Origin of the sequence: Xanthomarina maritima, assembly GCF_008084905.1 — a bacterium.
Lineage (GTDB): Bacteria > Bacteroidota > Bacteroidia > Flavobacteriales > Flavobacteriaceae > Xanthomarina > Xanthomarina maritima.
Map to the genome: position 1 here is coordinate 59,427 of NZ_VSFC01000062.1, position 26,218 is coordinate 85,644.

Annotated in this window: 24 protein-coding genes and 1 tRNA gene; 16 read left to right on the top strand and 9 right to left on the bottom strand. The window is 29.6% G+C overall.

Annotation, left to right across the window (positions count from 1 at the left end):
- Positions 1-50: 50 nt before the first annotated feature.
- Positions 51-902: an OmpA family protein gene (locus FVF61_RS12590; RefSeq protein ID WP_148456950.1), complete on the top strand. Its 852-nt coding sequence runs from the start codon at positions 51-53 to the stop codon at positions 900-902.
- Here the strand turns inward: FVF61_RS12590 and FVF61_RS12595 are convergent.
- Genes FVF61_RS12595 through rpiB form a run of 4 tightly spaced genes read right to left on the bottom strand, consistent with a single transcriptional unit; the run spans position 899 to position 3,097 of the window.
- On the bottom strand, positions 899-1,342 hold the full coding sequence (locus tag FVF61_RS12595; RefSeq protein ID WP_148456952.1) for a GNAT family N-acetyltransferase: 444 nt from the start codon (positions 1,340-1,342) through the stop codon (positions 899-901). The two genes, FVF61_RS12590 and FVF61_RS12595, sit on opposite strands and share 4 nt — an antisense overlap.
- 2 nt (positions 1,343-1,344) lie before the next feature.
- Positions 1,345-1,737, bottom strand: coding sequence for a hypothetical protein (locus tag FVF61_RS12600; protein WP_148456954.1), 393 nt, complete (start codon positions 1,735-1,737; stop codon positions 1,345-1,347).
- Positions 1,738-1,747: 10 nt separating this feature from the next.
- A complete protein-coding gene (locus FVF61_RS12605; RefSeq protein WP_148456956.1) occupies positions 1,748-2,662 on the bottom strand; it encodes a cation diffusion facilitator family transporter in 915 nt (304 codons plus the stop codon).
- Positions 2,663-3,097, bottom strand: coding sequence for a ribose 5-phosphate isomerase B (gene rpiB, locus FVF61_RS12610; protein WP_148456958.1), 435 nt, complete (start codon positions 3,095-3,097; stop codon positions 2,663-2,665).
- 623 nt (positions 3,098-3,720) lie between these two features.
- Here rpiB and FVF61_RS12615 point away from each other — a divergent pair.
- The 5 genes from FVF61_RS12615 (at position 3,721) to FVF61_RS12635 (ending at position 9,425) form a co-directional block, all read left to right on the top strand.
- A complete protein-coding gene (locus tag FVF61_RS12615) occupies positions 3,721-5,190 on the top strand; it encodes a T9SS type A sorting domain-containing protein (RefSeq protein WP_148456960.1) in 1,470 nt (489 codons plus the stop codon).
- A gap of 194 nt (positions 5,191-5,384) precedes the next feature.
- Positions 5,385-7,622, top strand: a complete 2,238-nt coding sequence (rnr, locus tag FVF61_RS12620) for a ribonuclease R (RefSeq protein ID WP_148456962.1) — start codon at positions 5,385-5,387, stop codon at positions 7,620-7,622.
- 28 nt (positions 7,623-7,650) lie between these two features.
- Positions 7,651-8,325, top strand: a complete 675-nt coding sequence (locus FVF61_RS12625) for a head GIN domain-containing protein (RefSeq protein ID WP_148456964.1) — start codon at positions 7,651-7,653, stop codon at positions 8,323-8,325.
- Between the two features lie 41 nt (positions 8,326-8,366).
- On the top strand, positions 8,367-9,047 hold the full coding sequence (locus FVF61_RS12630) for a LysE family translocator (protein WP_148456966.1): 681 nt from the start codon (positions 8,367-8,369) through the stop codon (positions 9,045-9,047).
- A 27-nt stretch (positions 9,048-9,074) separates the two neighbouring features.
- On the top strand, positions 9,075-9,425 hold the full coding sequence (locus FVF61_RS12635; protein ID WP_148456968.1) for a ribose-5-phosphate isomerase: 351 nt from the start codon (positions 9,075-9,077) through the stop codon (positions 9,423-9,425).
- 55 nt (positions 9,426-9,480) lie between these two features.
- Here FVF61_RS12635 and FVF61_RS12640 read toward each other — a convergent pair.
- A tRNA-Cys gene (locus tag FVF61_RS12640) sits at positions 9,481-9,551 on the bottom strand.
- A 50-nt stretch (positions 9,552-9,601) separates the two neighbouring features.
- Positions 9,602-9,964 carry a dihydroneopterin aldolase gene (folB, locus tag FVF61_RS12645; protein WP_148456970.1) on the bottom strand — a complete coding sequence of 121 codons (363 nt, stop codon included), beginning with the start codon at positions 9,962-9,964 and terminating at the stop codon, positions 9,602-9,604.
- Positions 9,965-10,028: 64 nt separating this feature from the next.
- Here folB and FVF61_RS12650 point away from each other — a divergent pair, with 64 nt between their 5' ends.
- The 4 genes from FVF61_RS12650 to FVF61_RS12665 all read left to right on the top strand — a co-directional run bounded on the left by FVF61_RS12650 (position 10,029) and on the right by FVF61_RS12665 (position 14,138).
- On the top strand, positions 10,029-12,038 hold the full coding sequence (locus FVF61_RS12650; protein ID WP_148456972.1) for a glutamine--tRNA ligase/YqeY domain fusion protein: 2,010 nt from the start codon (positions 10,029-10,031) through the stop codon (positions 12,036-12,038).
- Positions 12,039-12,140: 102 nt separating this feature from the next.
- The gene (locus tag FVF61_RS12655) at positions 12,141-12,623 is read left to right on the top strand and encodes a DUF1761 domain-containing protein (protein ID WP_148456974.1); all 483 of its coding nucleotides are present in this window, start codon (positions 12,141-12,143) and stop codon (positions 12,621-12,623) included.
- A 67-nt stretch (positions 12,624-12,690) separates the two neighbouring features.
- Positions 12,691-13,845, top strand: a complete 1,155-nt coding sequence (locus FVF61_RS12660) for a GNAT family N-acetyltransferase (protein ID WP_148456976.1) — start codon at positions 12,691-12,693, stop codon at positions 13,843-13,845.
- A gap of 83 nt (positions 13,846-13,928) precedes the next feature.
- Positions 13,929-14,138 (top strand): hypothetical protein, encoded by a 210-nt coding sequence (locus FVF61_RS12665; RefSeq protein WP_148456978.1) that lies wholly within the window; start codon positions 13,929-13,931, stop codon positions 14,136-14,138.
- 51 nt (positions 14,139-14,189) lie between these two features.
- Here FVF61_RS12665 and FVF61_RS12670 read toward each other — a convergent pair whose 3' ends face one another.
- The gene (locus FVF61_RS12670; RefSeq protein WP_148456980.1) at positions 14,190-15,113 is read right to left on the bottom strand and encodes an SPFH domain-containing protein; all 924 of its coding nucleotides are present in this window, start codon (positions 15,111-15,113) and stop codon (positions 14,190-14,192) included.
- A 76-nt stretch (positions 15,114-15,189) separates the two neighbouring features.
- Between FVF61_RS12670 and FVF61_RS12675 the strand changes: the two genes are divergently transcribed.
- Positions 15,190-15,873 (top strand): hypothetical protein, encoded by a 684-nt coding sequence (locus tag FVF61_RS12675; protein ID WP_148456982.1) that lies wholly within the window; start codon positions 15,190-15,192, stop codon positions 15,871-15,873.
- A gap of 47 nt (positions 15,874-15,920) precedes the next feature.
- Here the strand turns inward: FVF61_RS12675 and gltX are convergent, their stop codons facing one another.
- Complete coding sequence (gene gltX, locus FVF61_RS12680; protein ID WP_148456985.1) at positions 15,921-17,438, bottom strand: glutamate--tRNA ligase; 1,518 nt, start codon at positions 17,436-17,438, stop codon at positions 15,921-15,923.
- 95 nt (positions 17,439-17,533) lie between these two features.
- Positions 17,534-18,577, bottom strand: coding sequence for an alkane 1-monooxygenase (locus FVF61_RS12685; RefSeq protein ID WP_148456987.1), 1,044 nt, complete (start codon positions 18,575-18,577; stop codon positions 17,534-17,536).
- Positions 18,578-18,720: 143 nt separating this feature from the next.
- Here FVF61_RS12685 and FVF61_RS12690 point away from each other — a divergent pair, with 143 nt between their 5' ends.
- The 5 genes from FVF61_RS12690 to FVF61_RS12710 all read left to right on the top strand — a co-directional run bounded on the left by FVF61_RS12690 (position 18,721) and on the right by FVF61_RS12710 (position 26,190).
- Positions 18,721-22,119 (top strand): DUF4175 family protein, encoded by a 3,399-nt coding sequence (locus FVF61_RS12690; protein WP_148456989.1) that lies wholly within the window; start codon positions 18,721-18,723, stop codon positions 22,117-22,119.
- A complete protein-coding gene (gene ybeY / locus FVF61_RS12695) occupies positions 22,112-22,531 on the top strand; it encodes an rRNA maturation RNase YbeY (RefSeq protein WP_148456991.1) in 420 nt (139 codons plus the stop codon). Before FVF61_RS12690 ends, ybeY begins: the two co-directional genes overlap by 8 nt.
- Positions 22,532-22,656: 125 nt before the next feature.
- Positions 22,657-24,528, top strand: a complete 1,872-nt coding sequence (gene mnmG / locus FVF61_RS12700; protein ID WP_148456993.1) for a tRNA uridine-5-carboxymethylaminomethyl(34) synthesis enzyme MnmG — start codon at positions 22,657-22,659, stop codon at positions 24,526-24,528.
- A gap of 63 nt (positions 24,529-24,591) precedes the next feature.
- Positions 24,592-25,443, top strand: coding sequence for a class I SAM-dependent methyltransferase (locus tag FVF61_RS12705; protein WP_148457526.1), 852 nt, complete (start codon positions 24,592-24,594; stop codon positions 25,441-25,443).
- 231 nt (positions 25,444-25,674) lie between these two features.
- Positions 25,675-26,190, top strand: a complete 516-nt coding sequence (locus FVF61_RS12710; RefSeq protein ID WP_148456995.1) for an OmpH family outer membrane protein — start codon at positions 25,675-25,677, stop codon at positions 26,188-26,190.
- Positions 26,191-26,218 lie beyond the last annotated feature (28 nt).

A 26,218-nucleotide genomic window follows, 5' to 3' on the forward strand; every position in this document is an offset into this window, starting at 1 on the left:
GAAATATTGTTTGTAATTATCTATATTTACTTACATTTTCATGTCCTACTATGAAAAATTTAATATGCATATTATGTTTTCTGTCCGGTTTTAATATAACTGTACAAGCACAATTAACTCACGTTGTGTATTTTGAAACAGATCAATTTGAGGTTCCGGAAACAGAACATAATAGACTTTTAATGTTTCTTTCAGAAATTGAAGGTTTAGATATTCAAAAAATTTCTATTTACGGTTTTACAGATGATAGAGGAAGTGATTCTTATAACTTAGTGCTTTCTCAAGAAAGAGCAGATGCTATAAAAACCATTTTTTCTAATAATGAATTCGACGAAACCATCATCACAAATGTTGATGGTAAAGGTGAAATTTTAATCAAGCTAATAAAAGAAGAAGATCTTAATAAAATAAGAGGATTAAACAGAAAAGTAGAAATTATTATTCAACCTTACAATCCACCAAGAGACTTAACTGTAATACCAGAAAAGAAAAACACAACAGAATCTATACTAGATGAGAATTTAAAAGCAGGTGATAAAATTCTTTTAGAAAACATCCTGTTTAAAACAGGTTATAGTACGTTATTGCCTGAATCTAAAAAAACATTGGAAGATATTGCTACAGTATTAGTAGATAGAAAAGATATTTACTTTACCATACAAGGTCATGTATGTTGTACTCAAAACAGTAGAGATGCAATAGATAGAAAAACCAAACAACGTAACTTATCTTTAGCTAGAGCTAAATATATATACGATTATTTAGCAAAAAAAGGGGTTGATAAAAGACGTATGAAATATGTTGGAATGCGTAGAAAATTCCCTCTTGGAGGTGAACCAAAATTCGATAGACGTGTGGAAATTTTAATTACTTATGTTGGTGAAACTACACAAAGAAATTAGTTTTTAATCATTGCCATGTGTGGAATACCATCTTCTAAATATTCTTCACCAGTTTCTTTAAATCCTAAATAATTATAAAACCTTTTTAAATAACATTGTGCTGAAATTTTAATTAAGGTTTCATTAAACTGCTTTTTAATAACTTGTATGGAAGCTTCCATAATATCATAACCATATTTATGTTGCCTTTGGTTTTCTGCAACCACAACGCGTCCAATACTGGCTTCTTTAAAATAATCTCCTGGTTTAAATACACGTGTATAAGCTACTAAAATATTGTTTTTATATCCTAAAACATGCCAAGCTTTCTGGTCTTTTCCATCAACATCTTGATATACACAATCTTGTTCTACAACAAACACTTCAGCTCTTAATTGTAATAGGTCATAAAGTTCTTGTGTTGTTAATTCATTAAAAATCTTTATACGAATGTCAAGCATGTTTAAAACTTTTTTCTGGTTAAAGAGACTGTTTCGTTGTTAGAAATGTTTACTTCAAAGTAATACAATCCTTTAGTTACTTTAGTATCTTCTATATAATGTGATGGTGTAAAAGAAAAATATCCATTGTTAGTTTGAATTTTAATTTCTACTTCTGAATAAATATAGGCCATTTCAAAAAATTCAGAATAAGATTCTTGTTCAACTATTTGATACACATAAGTACTATTATTTGTAATAATCTCTGTTCTTGTAAATCTATAATTAGTATTGTTTTTTATACCTACTTCTAAAGTTTCAGGATCAGGAATAGCATTCTCTATTATGTTTTCTGTGACATCAGAACAAGAAAAAAATAGTAAAGTAATTATTAATAAAAGTCCATTAAACTTCATAAGCTTTATTTTAATCTTGGACAATAACTTCTTTTGGATCTTCCTTTTTATATTCAGGTTGAATGGTTACATGATTGATGTTAAACTCATCGTGCAACACTTTTTCAATTTCTAATAACAACTCGTTAAAATCTCTGGTACTTATGTTTTCTTCTAAATCTAAATGGGCTTCTAAGTGCAATTCGTCATCACTTAAATTCCAAATATGCACGTGATGTAATTTTTTTACTTTTGGCAACTGATTCACCATACGAACCACTTCTTTAATATTTATATGATCTGGCGTAAAGAGCATCAACATTTTTGTGGATGTTTTTAACAAATCGTAACCTACATAAATTAAATATAAAGCAATTAAAAAGGTTAATAAACTGTCTACCCAAAAAATTTGATAGAATTTCATTAAAATACCTCCAATCAAAACAGCTACACTTGCTAACATATCTGTTAATAAATGTAAATATGCTGAACGTATGTTGATGTTGCTTTTTGAATCTTTTTTAAGCAATAGCACACTAAAACCATTTGCTAAAATTGCTATCAATGCTAGCCAAATAACTAGATTAGATTCAATTTCCTGTGGATTTTTAAAACGTTTAACAGCTTCTATAATTAATAAAATTGCCACAACAACTAAGGTTGCAGCATTTACAAAAGCAGCCAAAATTTCTGCTCGTTTATAACCAAAAGTTCTATTTATAGATGCTTTTTGTTTAGATAACTTAGAGGCTACAAAACTTACTATTAATGAGAGTACATCGCTAAAATTATGAAGGGCATCACTTAACAAAGCCAAACTACCAGATACAAGTCCTCCAATAATTTGAGCTGCAGTAATAAGCACATTTAGAAAGATGGAAATTAGCAGGTTTCTATCTTTGACATCTTTATAAGAGTGCGTATGGTTGTGATGCGCATGACTCATTTAGCAAGAGACAGGTATTTTATGTACACGTTTTTCATGTCGTCCACCTTCAAAAGCAGTATCTAAAAATGTATCTACCATCTCAATAGCTTGTGGTAAAGCTGTAAAACGAGCTGGAATACTCAATACATTAGCATTATTATGTTGTCTTGCAAGAGCAACAATTTCTTTAGTCCAGCATAAAGCAGAACGTACTCCTTGATGTTTATTAGCTGTCATATTGGCTCCATTGCCACTACCACAAATAATTATACCAAAATCGGTATTATTGGTTTCTACATCTTGTGCCACAGGATGTACAAAATCTGGATAATCAACACTATCAGAAGCATCTGTTCCATAATTTTTAACCGTAATTCCTTTCGCTTCTAAATGCTTAATAATAGCAAATTTATATTCTGTTCCAGCGTGATCGTTACCTATAGAAATTTTCATCAATTAATATTTTAATTAGTTTCCGTGAAGACGGAAATCTTGTGTTTTTATTACTGTAAAGGTACAAAATGTAGTTGTATGGCTTATATTTTTTTATAGCTTTAGTAAGTTAAGAAATAACTAATGTTAATAGCTTAACAAAACAAATCTCATAACCTGTTAATAACTGTTTATAATTATTTAAAAGTAAAATATGGTTTATTTAATAATTTTTTCAAACAAAAATAGAGTCGACATCACCAAAATATAACTCAATATTTTTTGGATAAGTTTTCAGCTATGAATTGTTGGTTATAAACATAAAATATTTAAAAATTTATGAGTCATTCACTTTAAAAATCACTTATTAACAACTACTAAAAAATGTTAATAGCATTTAAGTTAAGTATGAAAATGAAGTATTTAAATATTTATCTATTGTTAATTACATATTAATAGAACGTAAACAAGATAACATCAAAATAAAAACTAAAAAAGTTATACCTGCTATTAACAACCCATTATAATCATTACTATTTTTTTTAAATTTTAAAAGAAAAAGATAATTATATATATAAATGTGGATAACTAATTCTTATATAAAATTAATTTATATTTTTAACAGAGCCTAAATTTACTTACTTATGAAACATACTTTACTTTTATTGCTATTTCCTTTTTTAATGTTTACTCAAACTCAAATTAGTCAAGATATTACTGGAGAATTTGCAGGAGATAATTTTGGATATGATACTACATTATCTTTAACTGGTAATAGATTAGCAGTAAGTGGAAAATTTTACGATGGTATAAATGGTGAAGATTCAGGCTATGTTAAAGTTTATGAAATTATTAATAATAGTTTCATTCAAATAGGAAATGATATTGTTGGAGAAGGAGCAGGTGATAAATTTGGACATAAAGTTGTTTTATCTTCAAATGGAAATAGATTAGCTATAAGTGCTCCAAATAATTCTGGTGAAAATGGAGTTGGTTCTGGACATGTTAGAATTTATGAATTTATTAATAATAACTGGGTTCAAATTGGTCAAGATATTGATGGTGAAGTTGCTGGTGATCAATCTGGATATGGAATGGCTTTCTCCAAAAATGGTAATATTGTTTCAATTTGTTCTTATAGAAATAGTACAATTGTAAATGATGGTGGTCAAGTAAGGGTTTTCCAATTTAATGGTACAAATTGGATACAATTAGGATCTTCTTTTTACGGTAATCAAAATAGTGATTATTTAGGTAGGTATATGGAGTTATCTTATAATGGTTTAATTATTGCATTTAGTTATAAACCTTTTAATTCACCTGGTTTTGTGAAAGTGTATGAATTTACAAATAATAATTGGGTACAAATAGGTAACGAATTAGCAGGAGATGCTTTTAATGATAATTTTGGTATAAGTTTAGATTTATCAAACAATGGAAATATATTAGCTATTGGTGCTAATAAAAATGATAATAATGGAATTAATTCTGGTCAAGTTAAAATTTTTGAAAATAATAATAACAATTGGATTCAATTAGGTCAAAATATATATGGAGATGCAGAAGATGATTATTTTGGAGTTAGTTTAGATTTATCAGATAATGGAGAGATTTTAGCAGTAGGAGCAAGTCGTAATAATGGCTTAAATGGGACAAATTTTGATTCTGGACAAGTAAAAATTTTTAGAATAGTTAATGATGTTTGGACTCAAATAGGTTCTAGTATTTATGGAGAATCTCAAGAAGATTATTTTGGATATTCTGTAAGTTTATCAGGAAATGCAAATATTCTAGCTATTGGTGGTTTTAAAAATGATAATAATGGAAATGATTCTGGACATGTTCGTATATATAATCTTTCTAATTTATTAGCTTTAAATAATTTCGTTTTCTCTCAATTTAGTTTATATCCAAATCCAGCCAAAAATCAAGTTAACATTCAATTACAAGAAAGTATAGAATTAAAACAAGTAAATATTTATAATACACTAGGTCAGTTTATTAGTACTTCAAAAGATAAGGTAATTAATACATCTCATTTATCACCAGGTATGTATTTAATAGAAATAGAAACCAATCAAAGTAAAACGACTAAACAACTTGTTATTGAGTAATATTTTGTAATTCAGAAAGAAGCAATGAATCTCTTAATAAGTTTTATTATTTGTAATTTAACAGTTTAGAAACATCATTTAATATTAAAACCGTAGCTTTGTATTAAATTTATAACCAGTACTTCACTTTTATTAGGTTATAAAACAACAGATTCCTATCTTTAATAGGAACAGAAAATGATTACAATTATTACATGACAAAAAAGAAAAAAAGGAAACCTTCACATAACAAGATTTCCAACCTTACAAATACCATTCTAAGTATTTTAAAAAAAGATAGAAACCAATCCTTTAACTATAAACAAATTGCTGCTAAAATAGGTGTTAATGATGCCAGTAGCAGAAATCAGATTATAAAAAAGCTTCAACAATTAAAAGCAAAACAAGAGATTGAAGAAGTAGAACGAGGGAAATTTAAAGCCATTGTTAATACCGAATATCATACTGGAATTGTAGATATGGCTTCCAAAGGTTCTGGATATATTATAAGCGAGGATTTTGACGAAGATATATACATTGCTTCAAATAACATGAACAAAGCGCTTCATGGAGATGAAGTAGAATTTTATACATACAAACGTTTAAAGCGTGGCAGACGTGAAGGTGAAATTACCAACATTATTAAACGTGCAAAAAGCGAATATGTTGGAGTTATTCAGTTTAGTAAAAATAATAATTTTGCTTTTGTAGTAGTAGATGGGAACAAAATGTACAAAGATATTTTTGTACCTAAAAATAAAATTAATAAAGCTGAAGATGGAGATAAAGTTCTTGTTTCTTTAGAAGATTGGCCAGAAAATTCCGATTCTCCAAATGGACGAATTTTAAAAGTTTTAGGAAAACCAGGAGAACACAATACAGAAATCCATGCTATTTTAGCAGAATATGGCTTACCTGCAGTATTTCCTCATGAAGTAGAAGATTATGCTAATAAATTAGATACCTCTATTACAAAAGAAGAAATAGCGAAACGTCGCGATATGAGAGATGTGTTGACTTTTACTATAGATCCAAAAGATGCTAAAGATTTTGACGATGCCTTATCATTTCAAGTATTAGATAATGGCTTGTTTGAAATAGGAATTCATATTGCAGATGTCTCTCATTATCTTCAACCAGATACAGTTTTGGATGATGAAGCTTACGAGCGTGCAACATCGGTTTATTTAGTAGATCGCGTGGTTCCAATGCTTCCAGAAGTCTTATCAAATAATGCGTGTTCTTTAAGACCACATGAAGAAAAATATACCTTTTCTGCAGTGTTTCAATTAAATGATAAAGCTGAAGTTAAAAACCAATGGTTTGGTAGAACCGTCACTTATAGTGATGCACGTTTTGCTTATGAAGAAGCTCAAGCTATTATAGAAAATAATACAAATGTCATGTTGAGCTCTGTCGAAGCATCTCAATTGAATAACACAATACCAGCTGAAGTTTCCCTTACTGGAAAAGAATACATTACAACTCCAGAAATAGCTTTTGCCACTTTAAAATTAGATGAATTAGCTAAAATCATGCGAAGAAAACGTATGAAATCTGGAGCGATTTCATTCGATAAAGTTGAAGTAAAATTCGATTTAGACGAACAATCAAATCCAATTGGTGTTTTCTTTAAAACCAGTAAAGATGCTAATAAATTAATTGAAGAATTTATGTTATTAGCTAATAGAAAAGTAGCCGAATTTATTGGTAAACAATCCCCTAAAAAAACTTTTGTTTATCGCGTTCACGACGAGCCAGACGATAGTAAATTAGCAGCTTTACAAAATGTAGTTGGTAGATTTGGTTATAAATTAAATTTTAAAGATAGAAAGAGTATTTCTTCATCTTTAAACAATTTATTAAAAGATGTTGAAGGTAAAAAAGAACAAAATTTGGTAGACACTTTAACTATTAGAAGTATGAGTAAAGCCGAATATTCTACTCACAATATTGGTCATTATGGATTGGCTTTCGATTATTATAGTCATTTTACATCACCTATTAGAAGATATCCAGATGTAATGGCACATCGTTTGTTGCAACATTATCTGGATGGAGGAAAATCGGCTAATGAAGACGTTTACGAAGATAAATGCAACCATTCCAGTAATATGGAAAATCTAGCCACAAAAGCTGAAAGAGATTCTATAAAATACATGCAAATTAAATTTATGCAAGATCATAAAGATGAAAATTTTGTTGGCGTTATTTCAGGTGTTACAGATTGGGGAATTTATGTAGAAATAATAGCTAACAAATGCGAAGGCATGGTTAGTGTTCGGGATATGAAAGACGATCATTATGTATTTGATGAAGATCATTTTGCTTTAATAGGAAAAAACTCTAAAACCATGTATCAATTAGGAGACGAAGTTATTGTAAAAGTAAAAGATACAGACTTAGTTAAAAAGCATTTAGATTTTACTTTAATTGGTAAGAACGAAGAATAAATAGTAACTTTATAAAAAATTAATCCATATGAAAAATATAGCAACAATAGCATTTATATTAGTAACTACTGTATTATTTGCACAAAGTCCAAACACAACAACTGTTGGAAAATTTAAAGAACTTAAAGTTTACGATTTAATAGATGTTAATTTAGTACAATCAAACGAAGATAAAATTATTATATCTGGTAAAAACACTGATAAAGTAGTCTTTGTAAATAAAAATGGTGTATTAAAACTAAAAATGAAAATTGATGAAATTTATAATGGAGATGATACTACCGTAACAGTACATTATACAGGAGTTGATATCATTGATGTTAACGAAGGTGCATCAGTTTCTTCAAGTGATACCATTAAGCAATTCGAAATAGATTTAAATGCTCAAGAAGGAGGAACTATTCAGGTCAGTTTAGATGTATCATATACTAATGTTAAATCTATTACTGGAGGAAATATTAAAGCGTCAGGGATTTCAAAAAATCAAGATATTTCTATAAATACTGGAGGTATTTTCGATGGAAGAGAATTAAAAACAGAAACTACAGATGTTACGATAAAAGCAGCAGGTGAAGCAACAGTTCATGCAAGTGGTTTAGTTAAGGCTAAAGTTACAGCAGGAGGTAATGTGTATATATATGGAAATCCAAAATCTGTAGATGAAAGTAAGGTTATGGGAGGAAATATTAAACGCATGGATTAATCCACAAAGATTCCTTAAATTTGTGTAAACATTTCATGTTTATGCAAGATGCTATTCTTACAGCCATTCCTTTTGGTATTCTTTTATCGTTCACTATTGGACCAGTATTTTTTGTCCTTTTAGAAACAAGCGCAACAAAAGGTTTGAAAAGTGCTTTAATATTCGATTTTGGAGTTATTCTAGCTGATATATTCTTTATAGTAGTTGCTTTTTATAGTACCACTAAGCTATTAGATAAAATAAAAGATGATCCAAATTTCCTTATTTTTGGTGGAGTTCTTTTAGCTGTTTATGGATTTATTTCTTTTATTAAAACATCAAAATCTTTTCGTGATATTGTTAGAGAATACCATACTGTTGAAATAAAAAAGAAGTTTGGAAAACTTTTTATTAAAGGTTTTCTATTAAATTTTATAAACGTTGGTGTTCTTTTAGGTTGGTTAGGATTTATTGTTATAGGAAATTCGTTAACAGAAACAAATAGAGAACTTTGGGTGTTTTTAGCAACTATTTTAATAGTTTATTTTTTAGTAGATTTATTAAAAATTGTTGCTGCAAAAACATTAAAAAGCAAATTAACTCCTAGACGAATTTTTAAAACAAAGAAAATTGTTTCATTGGTTATTTTAGGATTTGGAGTTTTATTATTAGTTCAAGGTTTTTTTCCAAAAGAAAAAGAACTTATCAAAGATAAATTAGAACAAATTAGCCCATTAAAATAATAGTATTTACTTTTTATAATTTTATAAATGGCTAAAATTCAATACCAAATTTATGTTATAGAACTATCTAAGCGTGTATTTACTGAAAATAGAAAATTTCGTGAAGCTAATCCTCAATTCAATGGTGTTTTAGAATGTTTGTATGTTGGAATGACAAATAAATCTCCAAAAGAACGGTTTGAACAACATAAAACAGGCTACAGAAATAAAAAAGGATATAAATTATCCTCAAGGATTGTTCAAAAATATGGTTCCTATTTTAGACCAAGCTTATATAATCATATTAACCCATTGAATTCTAAAACAGAAGCAATTAAAATGGAAGAACAGTTAGCTTTAGAATTAAGAAGACAGCGTTATGCTGTTTGGTTTAATTGATATATTAAAAAATTACGAAATAAAAAAACCTCCAACTTAAGTTGAAGGTTTTTTGAGGTGTCGAGCGGATTCGAACCGCTGTAGATGGTGTTGCAGACCACTGCCTAGCCACTCGGCCACGACACCTAATTAGACAGCAAATGTAAAAAAAATAAACTTTTTACACTATTTAGAACTTACTTTTTACGCTTTTCAGTCATTTTTATTGTAACCATTTCAACATCACCACCAATTGGAGGATTTAGTTTGCTTACTTTGACTGTTGCTTTAGTTACATGTACATCTTCTTTAAAAATTCTAACTAAGATACGTTTTGCTACAGTTTCAAGTAAATAAGTAGGTTTATGCATTTCTTCTCTAACTATTTTATTCAAAAAAACATAATCTACAGTATCACTAAGTTTATCTGTTTTTGCTGAGTTTTGTAAATTAGCTTTTACTTGTAAGTCTACTCTATAATCACTACCAATTTTAGTCTCTTCTTTTAAACAGCCATGATGTGCAAAAACTCTAATATTTTCAACTTTTATGATTCCCAAAACAAATTCTTTTCAGCAAAAATAATACACTATAATTTAATAACTTTGCTTTTTATTTTTAAATATGTCTGAAGAAACAAAATCACTCAATTTTATTGAGCATATTATAGAAGAAGATTTAGCTAATGGCTTAAAAAAAGAAGCTTTACGTTTTCGTTTTCCGCCAGAACCAAATGGTTATTTACATATTGGTCATACCAAAGCCATTGGTATCAGTTTTGGCTTGGGTGAAAAATACAATGCACCTGTAAACCTTCGTTTTGACGATACCAATCCAGCAAAAGAAGAACAAGAGTATGTAGACGCTATTAAAGAAGATATTTCTTGGTTGGGTTATCAATGGGCTAATGAGTTGTATTCTTCAGATTATTTTCAACAGCTTTACGATTGGGCAGTTCTGTTAATTAAAGAAAATAAAGCTTATGTAGATTCGCAAACTAGCGAAGCTATGGCAGAACAAAAAGGCACACCAACCCAACCTGGAGTCGATGGACCATATAGAAACAGAAGTATTGAAGAGAATCTAGGTTTATTTGAACGCATGAAAAATGGTGAATTTGAAGAAGGTTCGCATGTACTTCGTGCCAAGATAGATATGCAACATCCAAACATGTTGATGCGTGATCCTTTAATGTATCGTATTTTAAAGAAAGCACATCACAGAACAGGAAATGATTGGTGTATTTATCCAATGTACGATTGGACGCATGGAGAAAGCGATTATATTGAACAAATTTCACACTCACTTTGTTCGCTTGAATTTAAGCCCCATAGAGAGCTTTACGATTGGTTTAAGGAGCAAGTATATAAATATCAGCCAGAAGCTCTTCCTATGCTTCCAAAACAACGTGAATTTGCGCGTTTAAACTTAAGTTATACCATTATGAGCAAACGTAAGTTGCTTAAACTGGTAGAAGAGAAGGTTGTTTCTGGCTGGGATGACCCAAGAATGCCAACTATTTCTGGACTTAGACGTCGTGGATATACACCAAACTCCATTAGAAAATTTGTAGAAACCGTTGGTGTAGCCAAACGTGATAATGTAATTGATGTCGCTTTATTAGAGTTTTGTATTCGTGAAGATTTAAACAAAACAGCTCCAAGAGTGATGGCAGTTTTGGATCCTGTTAAAGTTGTTATTACAAATTATCCTGAAGGAAAAATGGAATGGTTGGAAGCTGAAAACAATCAGGAAGATGAAAGTGCTGGTTTTAGAAAAGTACCTTTTTCACGTGAAATTTATATAGAAAAAGACGATTTTAAAGAACAAGCAAATAGTAAGTATTTCAGATTAGCTTTAGGGAAACAAGTACGTTTAAAAAATGCTTATATTATTAAAGGTGAAAGCGTTGTAAAAGATGCACAAGGGAATATTACTGAAATTCACTGTACGTATTCTGAAGATACATCAATAAAGGTGAAAGGGACTTTACATTGGGTCTCTATTCCACATGCTATAAAAGCAGAAGTTAGGGAATACGATCGATTGTTTTTGGACGAAGCTCCAGATACACATCCAGATAAGGATTTCATGGAATTTTTAAACCCGAACTCATTAAATATCGTAGAAGCTTTTGTAGAACCAAGTTTAGCAGATGCTCAAGTAGGAGATAGGTATCAGTTTCAACGTATTGGTTATTTTAATGTAGATAACGATAGTACTTCAAATAAACTCGTTTTCAACAAAACAGTTGGATTAAAAGACTCTTGGGCTAAACAACAACCAAAAGAGCAGAAAAGCGAAATACAACAACAAGAGAAACAGCAACAACCTCAAAGAAAAGCGATTAATATCATTCAACAATTAGGTAAAAAGTATACGAATCTTCCTGAATCTAAACAACAAAATGTAAAAGCTGAAATATTAGAATTAGCTAAAGAAGTTAGTTATGAAGAATTAGAGCCACTATTTAATACTGCAGTTAAAAAAGTAGGAACACGTATTGCTGCCATGTTAATTTTAAGAGTTTTAATTCAAAATGGTCTAGAAAGAAATACACATATCAATGAATTTATTGATATAGCTTTAGAAGATAATAACGAACTTTTAGTAGCAGAAGCAGAAGCTATTTAAATAATTATTTAAGCCTCAAGCTTATTGGGTTCGAGGTTTTTTATTTTCATTTCTTCAGATTATTTTAAGTATCTTTAACAAACTAACTAACAATCTAATATTATGGAAATTAATTTTTTAGCAATTATAGCTGCCGCAATTTCAGCTTTAGTTGTTGGGTTTGTTTGGTATAACCCAAAAGTGTTTGGTAACGCATGGATGCAAGCTGCAGACATGAGTGAAGAAAAAATAAAAGGTGGAAATATGACTAAAATTTTTGGTTTGGCCTTATTTTTTGCATTCCTTTTAGCGTTTGCTCTACAGTTTTTAACCATTCACCAAACAGGTGCTTTAGGTATGATTGGAGGAGATCCAACAAAAGCACTTCCTTCTTATGAAGCTTTTATGGCAGATTATGGAAACGCTTTTAGAACTTTTAAACATGGAGCTTTACATGGTACAATTGCAGGTGTATTAATTGCACTTCCTATAATTGGTACAAACGCATTGTTTGAACGTAAAAGTGCAAAATACATTTTTATTAATTCTGGGTATTGGATTGTTACACTTGCAATTATGGGTGGTATTGTTTGTGGCTGGAAATAATTTTATAATGCTTTAACTTTATAAAAGACTGAAAAGATTTTATTTCAGTCTTTTTCATTTTTTTACTTTGATACACTTTAAAATTTTTAATTCTTGTGCACAGTTACCAATAGAATGGAATGTTTTAGTAGATCATGATATTTTTATTCAAACAGACTACTTTCAAGCTTTAGAACAGGCTTCTCCTAAAAACATTTCCATGAATTATGTTGGTGTTTATAATAACAACCACCTTGTTGGAATTGCTACAATACAAAGAGTAGAGTTATATTTAAAGGATATTTTCAGAAATGAAACGGACACTTTTTTAGTTGCAAATTTTAAAAACTTTGTTTCAAAATTATTAAAAGGGAATCTACTAGTTGTTGGAAATCTAACTCATACTGGACAACATGGCTTGTATTTCAATCTAAATAAAATTTCTCAAAATGAATTTTTGAATCAAATTTATCTAGCTATTATTCAGCTTAAATCTGAAATAAAAAAACATCATAAAAAGAACATACGTATGATTATGATAAAAGATTTTTTTACAGAAGATTCCATTCATCAAGATTCAAATTTATTTAATGAGCATCAAATACATAAAGTATCTGCTCAACCCAACATGGTATTAGAAATAAAAAAGCAATGGCTTCATTATGATGATTATGTATCAGATTTAAATAAGAAGTATCGAGACAGATATAAAACGGCTAGAAAAAAAGCAAAACACATTCAGAAAAGAGAATTGCTATTAGAAGATATTAAAAATCAATCTCAAGAGCTTCATATACTTTATAAGAACGTTTCAGATAATGCTAGTATAAACACGTTTATACTTCCAGAAAATCATTTTTATAGCTTTAAAAAGCTCTTAAATGATCATTTTAAGGTCTTTGGATATTATTTAGATAATAAGTTGATAGGATTTTATTCTTTAATTCTAAACAATACACATTTAGAAACTTATTTTTTAGGCTACAACAGTGAATATCAATATAAAAATCAGTTGTATTTAAATATGCTTTACGATATGGTTTCTTTTGGCATAGAAAACAACCATACGTCCATAGTTTATGCCAGAACTGCTATGGCTATTAAAAGTTCAGTAGGAGCAAAACCTAAGAACATGATTATTTATATGAAACACACCAATTGGATAATGAACACGCTTTTAAAGTATATTTTTAAGCTCATGAATCCGAAACAAAATTGGAAAGAAAGACACCCTTTTAAATAAAATGTATTTAAATTAATCATTCTAATTTTGAATGGATTACTATTTTCACTATCTTTTAATTTCTATAATACATAGAATTTAATATGAAAACAGTGAAAGAATTACTTCAAAACATATCTGAATTAATAAGAGATATTGAAACCAATTATCCAGAATTGTATCAATATTTAGATGAAAATCCTGTAACTATTCCCAATATGCAACATCCAAAAGTGACTACCGAAGAATTGGAAAATTATTTAGAAACACTAAACGATTTGTTAGACAAGTATAAAAAAGAGCATAAAAAATAAAAGCCTCTAATTTGAAGATTAGAAGCTTTTGGTTGTTTAATTTATTAGAAATTAATCTTCTTCCTTTTTTCTTGAATTCTTCATAGCTTCACCTATTTGATTACTAGCTGTAAAACTAGCTACCATATCATTTAACATATTACTTCCAGCTTGAGGTGAATTTGGTAGAAGTATCAAGTTTGTATTTGTTTCTCCACCTATTGCTTGTAAGGTATCATAATGTTGTGTTACCACAATTAAAGCAGATGCTTCTTGGCTATTAATACCAACTTTATTTAATACTTCAACAGATTCTTCCAAACCTCTTGCTATTTCACGACGTTGATCTGCAATACCTTGACCTTGTAAACGTTTACTTTCGGCTTCAGCTTTCGCTTTTTCAACTATTAAAATTCTGGCAGCATCACCTTCATATTGAGCAGCTGTTTTTTCTCTTTCAGACGCATTAATTCTATTCATGGCTGCTTTTACTTGGGCATCTGGATCTATATCTGTTACTAAGGTTTTAATAATATCGAAACCATAATCAGACATAGCATCGTTTAATTCTGCTTTTACAGCAAGAGCAATGTCATCTTTTTTAACAAAGACATCATCTAATTTCATTTTTGGAACTTCAGCACGTACTACATCAAATACATAACTAGTAATTTGTTCATGTGGATAATCTAATTTATAAAAAGCATCATAAACCTTGTCTTTAATTACCATGTATTGTACAGAAACTTTTAGCCTTACAAACACATCGTCTAACGTTTTTGTTTCAATAATAACGTCTAATTGCTGAATTTTTAAACTAAGCCTTCCAGCTATTCTATCCACAAGAGGAATTTTTATTTGTAAGCCAGAATGACGGATGCTTTGAAATCTTCCAAAGCGTTCTACAATAACAGCTGTTTGTTGTTTTACAATAAAAAATAAAGAGATAAAAACAAACAAGCTGAGAATTATAATAGGAATGGATAAAAAGGACATAATTGGATTTTTTAAGATTGTAAAATATTTGACTACTAATTTAAGTTATATTTGTCACAAACACATAAGAAGAATCATGCAAAAAAGACAACTTATAGTATTAGTAGTAATATGTATTGGTTTTGTTACAATTTCCTTTGGACAACACAAAACATACCAAATAAAAAATGGCTTTGGAATCTATGGTGGAATTACGCAATATGATATTTTAACAGATAACCTTACTACAAAAAAAGATAATGGTTGGCAAGCTGGAGCCTCTGCAACGGTTGATATTCCTCATAAATGGTATAACGTAAGTTACCTGATACAATTATCTGAAAATCATGTTGGAATTGCAGCTAGACCTCTTTCAACTAGTCTAGGAGAAGAATTTGTAGATTATAAAATATTTACAGCTCAAATTGCTTTGTTAATGCATGTAAAATTAATTAGCAGCTTTTTAACAATTGATGTTGGTCCTATGATTCAATACAATGGAGACATGGAAATGGATGATAAAAAATATGAGAATTATATTGTTAACTCTTACGATAATTTGCTAGCTAAAGACTTGAAAGATATTACAAATTTTAATATAGATGGAGCTATTGGAACATCAGCTGGGTTTGGTTTTTTTAAACTAAAAGCACAATACATTTATGGGTTTACTAACATGTTAAATAAATTAAATGATAGCAATTTAGACCTAACAGGAAATGATAAAAAGATAAAAGGTAACCAATCTATGCTTGCTTTTACTGCTATGATTACGTTTTAAAAACTTTATAAATAATAACTAAAAAAGCGACCATTTGGTCGCTTTTTTTATGAGAGTGTATTGATTAAATTTTCTATGCGTCTTACGCTTTCGTCTTTTCCAATTAAATACATAATATCGAAAACATCTGGACCTTGTAAAGCTCCAACCAATGCCAAACGCATAGGCATCATGACTTTTCCAAAACCTATTTCTTTTGAAGTAATCCAACCTTTGATATTTGTTTGAAGGCTTTCAGCCGAATAATCTTTTATTGAAGAAATAACCGTTATTAATTCTTTCATTATCTCTGCAGAGTCTTCTTTCCATGCTTTTTTAACAGCACTTTCATCCAAATCTAATGGTGTTTCGAAGAAAAAATGACCTAAATCCCAAAAATCTGTTACAAAAGTAGCTCTTTCTTTAATCAGGTTAATAACCATTGAGATGTAATTCACATCAATGTCTTTTAACTCATCTGGAAAAAGCATTTGAAATTGTTCTGCAAGTTCAAGGTTATCCTGTTCTTGCATATAATAGTGGTTAAACCATTTTATTTTATCTGGATCAAAACGTGCTCCAGCTTTATTAACACGACTTAAATCGAAAGACTGAACCAATTCTTCTAAACTAAATATTTCTTGTTCTGTTCCGGGATTCCAACCCAAAAATGCTAAAAAATTGACGACAGCTTCAGGAAAATAACCATCCTCTTTATAGCCACGAGATACTTCGTTAGTTTTATGATCTTTATATGCTAACGGAAATACAGGAAATCCTAATTTATCTCCATCACGTTTACTTAATTTTCCTTTTCCAGTTGGTTTTAAAATTAGTGGTAAATGTGCGAATTCAGGAGCTTCCCATCCAAATGCATCATATAATTGATAATGTAATGCTAAAGATGGCAACCATTCTTCACCACGAATAACATGCGTGATTTCCATTAAATGGTCGTCAACAATATTCGCTAAGTGGTAGGTTGGCATACCATCACTTTTAAATAACACTTTATCGTCTAAGATATTCGTATCAATAGTCATATTTCCACGAATTATATCTGTTAAATGCAAAGTTTGGTCTTGAGGCGATTTAAACCGAATCACATAATCTTCGCCAGCATCTAATTTTGCTTGTGTTTCTTCAGGAGAAAGCAATAAGGAATTATCTAATTTTAAACGGTTGTGCCAATTATAAATAAAGGTTTTGCCTTTCTCTTCATGATTTTTTCTATGAGAATCTAAGGCTTCAGCAGTATCAAAAGCGTAATAGGCATATCCAGATTTAACTAGTTTATCAGCATATTCTTTATATAAATGTTTACGTTCACTTTGTCTGTAAGGTCCAAATTTTTCGTTTTTTCCAGGTCCTTCGTCAAAAGGAATTTGGCACCAATTTAAAGATTCTACGATATAATTTTCAGCACCTTCAACATATCTGTTTTGGTCTGTATCTTCAATTCGAAGAATAAATGTTCCGTTGTGTTTTTTAGCAAAAAGATAATTAAAAAGTGCTGTTCTAACACCTCCAATATGTAAAGGTCCAGTTGGACTTGGTGCAAAACGCACTCTTACTTGTTTTGACATGTTGTTTTGTTTGAAGTTGCAAAGATAGATTTTTGAAGTTCTAAGTTCCAAGTTTAAAGTTCAAAGTTTCTAAAAACTGCGACTGCGACAATAAACTATTCAAGAATCATTTCACGTGGAACACGTTTGTTCATAATCTTAAACCACAAAGGAGGAAATAAGGATATAATCATAGATGTTGGATAACCATATGGCATTTGAGGACTATCTTCATAACTATCTAAAAGTTGATATTTTTTAGACGATTTATAATGATGATCGCTATGTCTGGTCAATTCATAAAGCACAATTCTACCAATAGCGTGATTGGAATTCCAAGAGTGAATTTCACGAACTCTTTCATAACGTCCTGAAGGCAATTTTAAACGTAATAAACCATAATGTTCAATATAATTAACGGTTTCCAGCATAATAAAACCAATTATTCCAGTAGTAAGTACAAATAAAAAACCAATAGATCCAAAAAAAGCAAAAACAATTAAGAGATAACTTAGTTGAAAAACACAAAACCATAGCATATCGTTTTTAAAAGAAAAAAATGCTTGTTTGTTATTATTTAAAAGCATTTTCTGAATCTTCAAAGAATTTACATATTGTCTTATAGTTGAGGTAAACCAAAACGAATAAACCGACTGATTATACTTTGCTGTTGCTGGATCTTCAGGTGTTGCAGCATGTAAATGATGCCCAAAATTATGCTCTATATAAAAATGCATATAGAAAGAAGGAAGCAATAAAGCTTTCCCTAAAAACCGTTCGTTGGTGGTTTGTCTGTGACCAAGTTCGTGAGCTACATTAATACCATTTACAGCTAAAACAATGCCAACAGAAAAAACCAATCCTATTATTTCATATAATTCTAATGGAGCAGATGAAACCGTTATTAAAGCATATAAAACCAAACCATAAACCAATGGAAGATTTAAATACAACAACCAATCAAACAATTTGCTTTTAAGGTTTTTGCTCACTTCATCAGGACTTAAATTTGTTGGATCCATAGGAAATATTAAATCTAAAATAGGAAGAAATACAAAAGCGTAAAAAGGTGTTAAAAACACAAAATAGTTTTTAAGATATATACCTAAAAAGGCCATTAATGGGATGGTTAAAGCTGCTAAATACTTTAAGTCTTTCATTGAAAAATGCATTTTCCATTCCCTTGTTGAAGGGATTTCTTTTAATTATTATGAAAATTAACTAAGTTTTACCAATTCTAAGCAATTAAGAGTAAAAATAATATTGTAATTTTATTGGTTAAGATAATAGGTATATTGTTTACATGACGAAATTTGAAGATATACAATTAAAATTAGAGCAATTTATTAAGCGATTTTACACCAATGAATTGCTTAAAGGTGCTATTCTATTTTTTTCAATAGGTTTTTTGTATTTCTTATTCACGCTTTTTGTAGAATACGTACTATGGCTTAATCCAACTGCTAGAACTATTTTATTTTGGGTTTTTATAGGAGTTGAATTGGCTTTGTTTTATAAATTCATTGCTATTCCATTAGCTAAACTTTTTAAACTTCAAAAAGGAATTAATTTTAAAGATGCCTCAAAGATTATAGGGAATCATTTTCCTGAAGTCAATGATAAATTACTTAATGTTCTTCAACTTAAAGAAAATACTACCGATTCGGAATTATTACTAGCAAGTATCGATCAAAAATCTGCCGAATTACAACCCATTCCTTTCAAATTAGCAGTCAATTTTAATTCGAATCTTAAATATTTAAAATATGCAGTAATTCCAATTATTATATTACTTCTAACTTTTGTAACAGGTCATTTTAATTGGTTTAGCGACAGCTATCAACGTGTTGTAAATTATAAAACTGCTTACGAACCTCCAGCACCTTTTCAGTTTTTTATAACTAATGAAAACTTAAAAGCTATTGAAAATAAAGACTTTAAATTATTAGTCTCTACAGCAGGAGAGGTAGTTCCAGAGAATGTAAAAATTACGTTTAATAATGAATCTTATTTTTTACAACAAGTAAGTCCTGGGAATTTCGAGTATGTTTTTTCTAAGCCTAAACAGGATATTGATTTTAGACTTTCAGCAAATAATATAACCTCAAGAGCATATGAACTTCAAGTAACCGAAGTACCAAGTTTATTGGGCTTTGAAATGATTTTAGACTATCCTTCTTACACTAAAAAAACAGATGAAATTCTAAAAAGCACTGGAAATGCTGTTGTTCCACATGGAACAAATATCACATGGAAATTACAAACAAAAGCTACAGATAATGTGCAATGGATTTCAAAAGATACAATACAATTAACAGAATCAGAATCAGATCAATTTGAAACTACAAAACAAATTTTTAATCAAACGTCATATAGTTTAAGTACGAGTAATATATACATTAACAATTACGAAACTTTAACGTTTCAAATTGAAGTAATAAAAGACGAATATCCTGAATTAAGCATTAAAATGGCTGTTGACAGTTTAGATCAGCAATCTTTATATTTTCATGGTCAAGCTAGCGATGATTATGGTTTAAGTAAATTACAATTAGTCTATTATCCTGTAGAAAATGAAGCAGATATAAAGACTGAGCCAATTTCTATTTCATCTTCAAATATCGCTGAGTTTATTAGTGCATTTCCAAATCAGTTTCAACTTCAAGAAGGAATTAGTTACAATTTATATTTTCAAGTGTTTGATAATGATGTTCTAGGTCGTTTTAAAAGCACCAAAAGCACTGTCTATTCTTATAGAAAATTGACTAAAGAAGAAGAAGAACAAAAACAATTAGAACAGCAAAGTGAAACCATTCAGGATTTAGATAAATCTATGGAAAAACTTGAAGAAAGACAAAAAGAATTAGAGTCATTATCTAAAACCCAAAAAGAGAAATCCGAATTAAATTTTAACGATAAACGTCAATTAGAAAATTTCTTAAAACGTCAGGAACAACAAGAGGAAATGATGCAAAACTTCAATAAGAAGTTACAAGAAAATTTAGAAGATTTTCAAAAGGAAAATGAAGAAAAAGATGAATTTAAAGAAGATTTAAAAGAGCGATTAAAAGACAACGAAGAGCAACTTAAAAAAGACGAAAAACTACTTGAAGAACTAGAAAAGCTTCAAGAAAAAATAAATAAGGAAGAGTTGAGTGAAAAGCTTGAACAGTTAGCTAAGCAAAACAAAAATCAAAAGCGAAGTTTAGAGCAACTCTTAGAATTAACCAAAAGATATTATGTAGCTAAAAAGTTAGAAAAACTTCAAAAGGAATTAGAAGATTTAGCAGAAAAGCAATTAGAACTTTCAAACGAAACAAAAGAAAATAATACCAAAGAAAAACAAGACGAATTAAATAAAGAATTTGAAGATTTTAAAAAAGAAATGGAAGATCTTCAAAAAGACAATGAAGGTTTAAAACAACCTATGGAAATTCCTAATGATGAAAAGCAGAAGGAAGACATCAAAAAAGATCAACAAGAAGCTTCAGATGAATTGGAGAAAAAAGAAGAAAACGAAGAACAGAATCAAGAACAAGACGCTCAGGAAAATCAAAATAAGGCTGCTAAAAAGCAAAAACAAGCTGGACAGAAAATGAAAAACATGAGTGAGAAAATGCAAGCAAGTATGCAAATGATGGGAGGAGGAGAACAAATGCAGGAAGATATCGAGATGTTGCGTCAGATTCTGGATAACCTCATAGTTTTTTCATTAGATCAAGAAGCGTTGATGAATCAGTTTAAAGTTATTGAAGTTAATCACAATAAATACGCAACATATTTAAGAAAACAGTACACATTAAAAGAACATTTTTCTCATATAGATGATAGTTTATTTGCCTTGTCTTTAAGACAACCTAAACTTTCAGAATTTGTAAATAAGGAAATCTCTGAAGTCTTTTACAACATCGATAAATCTTTAGATCAGTTTTCGGAAAACAACATTTTCCAAGGTGTTTCAAATCAGCAATACACCATTACTGCAGCTAATAATTTAGCAGACTTTTTAAGTAATATTATGAATTCCATGCAAATGCAAGCTAGTGGACAAGGTCAAGGAGGTCAAGGCAAACCAGAACAAGGCTTACCTGATATTATTATGAGCCAAGAACAACTTAATAAGCAAATGCAAGATGGTATGAATAAAAGTCAGGAAGGAAAACCAAAAGAAGGAGAAGAGGGTAAAGAAGGTGAAAAAGAAGGTAAGGATGGAAAGGAAGGAAAAGAAGGAGAAAAAGAAGGTAAAGAAGGTAAACAACAAGGGCAAGGAGAAGGTTCTATGTCTGAAGAAATGCATGGAGAATTATTTCAAATTTACCAACAGCAACAACAAATTAGACAAGCATTACAAGACAAATTAGCTAAAGAGGGTATAAACCCAAATGCTAATAATTTGTTGAAACAAATGGAGCAGGTTGAAATGGATTTATTGAACAAAGGATTTACACAAAGAACTCTTGAAAAGATGATGCATTTGCAACATCAATTATTAAAACTCGAGAATGCGACCTTTCAACAAGGTATGGATACTAAAAGAAAATCTGAAACCAACAGAAAAGATTTTGATAATAATACAAATAATCAAATTCCAAAAGCCAAAGATTATTTTAAAACAATTGAAATTTTAAACAGACAGAGTTTACCTTTGCAGCCAGTTTACAATAAAAAAGTACAAGAATATTTTAAGCAAGAAAATGATTAGTTATAACTCTGAAAACGCCTTTAATCTAGACAACGAAAAGCTACTGAGAAAATGGCTCGAACAAGTTATTTTAAATGAAGATAAAAAGCTAGGTGAAATTAATTATGTGTTTTGTGATGACGATTATCTACTTAAAATGAATGTAGAATTTTTAAAACACGACACCTTAACAGATATTATAAGCTTCGATTATACTGTAGGAAAAATTATACAAGGTGATGTTTTCATCTCTACTGAAAGAGTAGCTGATAACGCCATAGATTTTAAAGTTCCCTTTGAAGAAGAATTACATCGCGTAATGGTTCATGGTATCTTACATTATTGTGGCTACAAAGACAAAACAGATGAAGACGCTATAATTATGCGAAGTAAAGAAAATCATTATCTACAGTTGTTATCTAATATTCAGTAAATCAGCGTATATTTGCAAACTTAAATTTATTTAATTGAAATTGTTTCACGTGGAACAATTTAATATTATGAAAATTTCAGAATAGGTTAAATACGTTTTTATAATAATTGAAGAAAGAAATTATCATGTTTCAAACAGAATATGACGTTATAGTAGTTGGAGGAGGTCATGCTGGAAGTGAAGCTGCTGCTGCTGCTGCAAATATGGGAAGCAAAACATTGCTTGTTACCATGAATTTACAAAATATTGCACAAATGTCTTGTAATCCTGCTATGGGAGGAATTGCTAAAGGACAAATTGTACGCGAGATTGATGCTTTAGGTGGTTACAGTGGAATTGTTAGTGATACATCAGCTATTCAGTTTAAGATGTTAAATAAATCTAAAGGCCCTGCCATGTGGAGCCCTAGAGTTCAAAGCGACAGAATGAAGTTTGCTGAAGATTGGAGAATGATGTTAGAAAAAACACCTAATTTAGATTTTTATCAAGAAATGGTGTCTGGGCTTATTGTTGAAAACAACAAAGTAAAAGGAGTTAAGACATCTCTAGGATTAGAAATTAAAGGAAAGTCTGTTGTGTTAACAAATGGGACTTTTTTAAACGGCTTAATTCATATTGGAGATAAAAATTTTGGAGGAGGAAGAGCAGGAGAAAAAGCAGCAACAGGAATTACAGAACAGTTAGTGGGTTTTGGTTTTGAATCTGGAAGAATGAAGACAGGAACTCCTCCAAGAGTGGATGGTAGATCGTTAGATTTCTCTAAAATGATTGAACAACCAGGAGATGAAAACCCAGAAAAGTTTTCATATTTAGATATTACAAAACCTCTTGTAGTACAACGTTCTTGTTTTATGACTTATACAAGCCCAGAAGTTCACGATTTACTTCGAGAAGGATTTGATAGATCTCCAATGTTTAATGGAAGAATTAAAAGTTTAGGACCAAGATATTGTCCATCGATTGAAGATAAGATTAATCGTTTTGCAGATAAAGATAGGCATCAATTATTTGTTGAGCCAGAAGGATGGAATACAGTTGAAATGTATATTAATGGATTCTCAACTTCGCTGCCAGAAGATGTACAATTTAAGGCATTAAGTTCTGTTGCAGGATTTGAAAACGTGAAATTTTTTCGCCCTGGTTATGCTATAGAATATGATTATTTTCCACCTACTCAACTGCAACATACATTAGAAACTAAGTTAATCGATGGTTTATATTTTGCAGGACAAATTAATGGAACTACAGGTTATGAAGAAGCAGCATCTCAAGGATTAATGGCTGGAATAAATGCTTCTTTAAAAGTACAAGAAAGAGAACCGTTTATTTTAAATAGAAGCGAAGCTTATATAGGTGTTTTAATTGACGATTTAATTACAAAAGGCACAGAAGAGCCTTATAGAATGTTTACTTCTCGTGCAGAGTATAGAACTTTATTACGACAAGATAATGCAGATTTCAGATTAACACCAAAATCATATGAATTAGGTTTGGCATCTGAAAAAAGATTAAAACGCATGGAAGAAAAGCAAAATAAAGCTGATGCTTTTGTCCAATTTTTTGCTGATACAAGTGTTAAACATGATGAGATAAACCCTATATTAGAAGATAAAGAATCTTCTTTAATGAAACAATCTGATAAGATGTTTAAAATATTTTCAAGACCAAATATCACAATTGATGATATGAGAAAAGTAGCATCCGTTGAATCATATATTCAAGATAACAATCTAGACACCGAAGTGATTGAACAGGCAGAAATTCAAATTAAATATTCGGGTTATATTGAAAAGGAAAAGAATAATGCGGATAAATTAAATAGATTAGAAAATATTAAAATCCCTAAAAATTTTGACTATTCAAAACTTAAATCTATGAGCTTAGAAGCAAGAGAAAAGTTGAATAAAATTCAACCAGTAACAATTTCTCAAGCGTCAAGAATTAGTGGTGTTTCACCAAGTGATGTTTCTGTACTTTTGGTTTACATGGGTAGGTAAAGCTAATTTAATTTAAAATGTTTCACGTGGAACATTATGTTTAAAGAACAGCAATTTAATGTTATGAGTGAAAAGAAAGTGTATTTAGAAACAGAGGATTATTCTGTTTCGGGTGAAAAATTCCAGCTTTTATATAATTTGGAGTTTGATATGTTAGAGACTTTTCCTCAACCAAATGATGAGCAACTTCCAGAATATTATAAAACGGAAGATTATATTTCACACACAGACACTAAAAGAAATCTTTTTGAAAAAATATATCATCTAGTTAGATCTGTTTCATTAAAAAGGAAATTAAAGTTAATAGAATCTTGTGTTTCTAGTTCCAAAAACCTTTTAGATGTTGGTTGTGGTACAGGAGATTTTTTACAAACTGCATTAAAAAATAATTGGGTAGTTTCTGGAATTGAACCAAATCTAGAAGCCAGAAAAATTGCAAATTCTAAAACTAATAATTCGGTATTTGAAATAGAACAATTAGAAAAATTTGAATCAAATAGTTTTGACGTAATTACGCTTTGGCATGTATTAGAACATTTACCAAATTTAGAAAATCATCTATCTGTTTTTAAACAATTATTAAAATCTGATGGCACTTTAATAATTGCAGTTCCAAATTATAAAAGTTTTGATGCTTTGTATTACAAAAACTTTTGGGCAGCTTTTGATGTGCCAAGACACCTTTGGCATTTTTCGCAACAATCCATTTCAAAATTAGTTTCTAAGAAAGAAATGAAAGTTACAAAAACACTTCCTATGACTTTTGACTCTTTTTATGTTAGTATGCTTTCAGAAAAATATAAAAAAAGATCCTTAAATATTTTTAATGCGTTTCGTGTTGGATTGCTATCAAATTTAAAAGCTAAACGCTCTGGAGAGTATTCTTCTTTAATTTATGTTATAAAAAACAATTAATACTTAATTTTAAACTACGTGCAAGCAGATTTTAACCTCAAACGATTACTTGCCACTATTTTTTTTAAAAGTATCTTAAATGGCTTAAAACAAAGCAATGTCTAATAAAGATTAATTATAGCTTAATTAAGCATTAATAAATTTATCTTATAGTGTAAATTATGTGTAATTTTTAAAAACTATCAAGTTTACTTTTTTACATTTGCGCCATAAAAAATAAAATAACAAAAAATGAAAAACATATTTATAGTTGTATTAGCAATTGCAACTTTAGTTTCATGTGAGCAATCACTTAAAACAGGATTTATTGATAATTCAGAAGTAATCAATAATTATCAAGAGAAATTAGATATTGAAGCTAAATATAAAGCTAAGATTGAAGCGTTTCAAAAAAGAACAGACAGCACAAGTAGAGCCTTTCAAATGGAAGCACAAGAATTTCAATTAAAGGCTCAGAATTTACCTGATGCACAAGCTCAAAAAGAATACCAAGCATTAAGTCAGAAACAACAAATGTTACAACAACGTATTCAATTTGAAGAACAACAAATTCAACAAGAAAGCCAAGTAGAAATAGATTCTTTAATTTCTAAGGTAAAAGGTTTTGTTTCAGAATACGGAAAAAATAATGGCTATGCTTATATTTTTGGAAGTAATGAAGGTGGATCTGTTATGTATGGATCTGAAGAAAATGAGGTAACTCAAATTATTTTAGATGCTTTAAACGCTGAATATAAAAAGGACTAATTATATAGGAATGAAATTTAAAACGCTA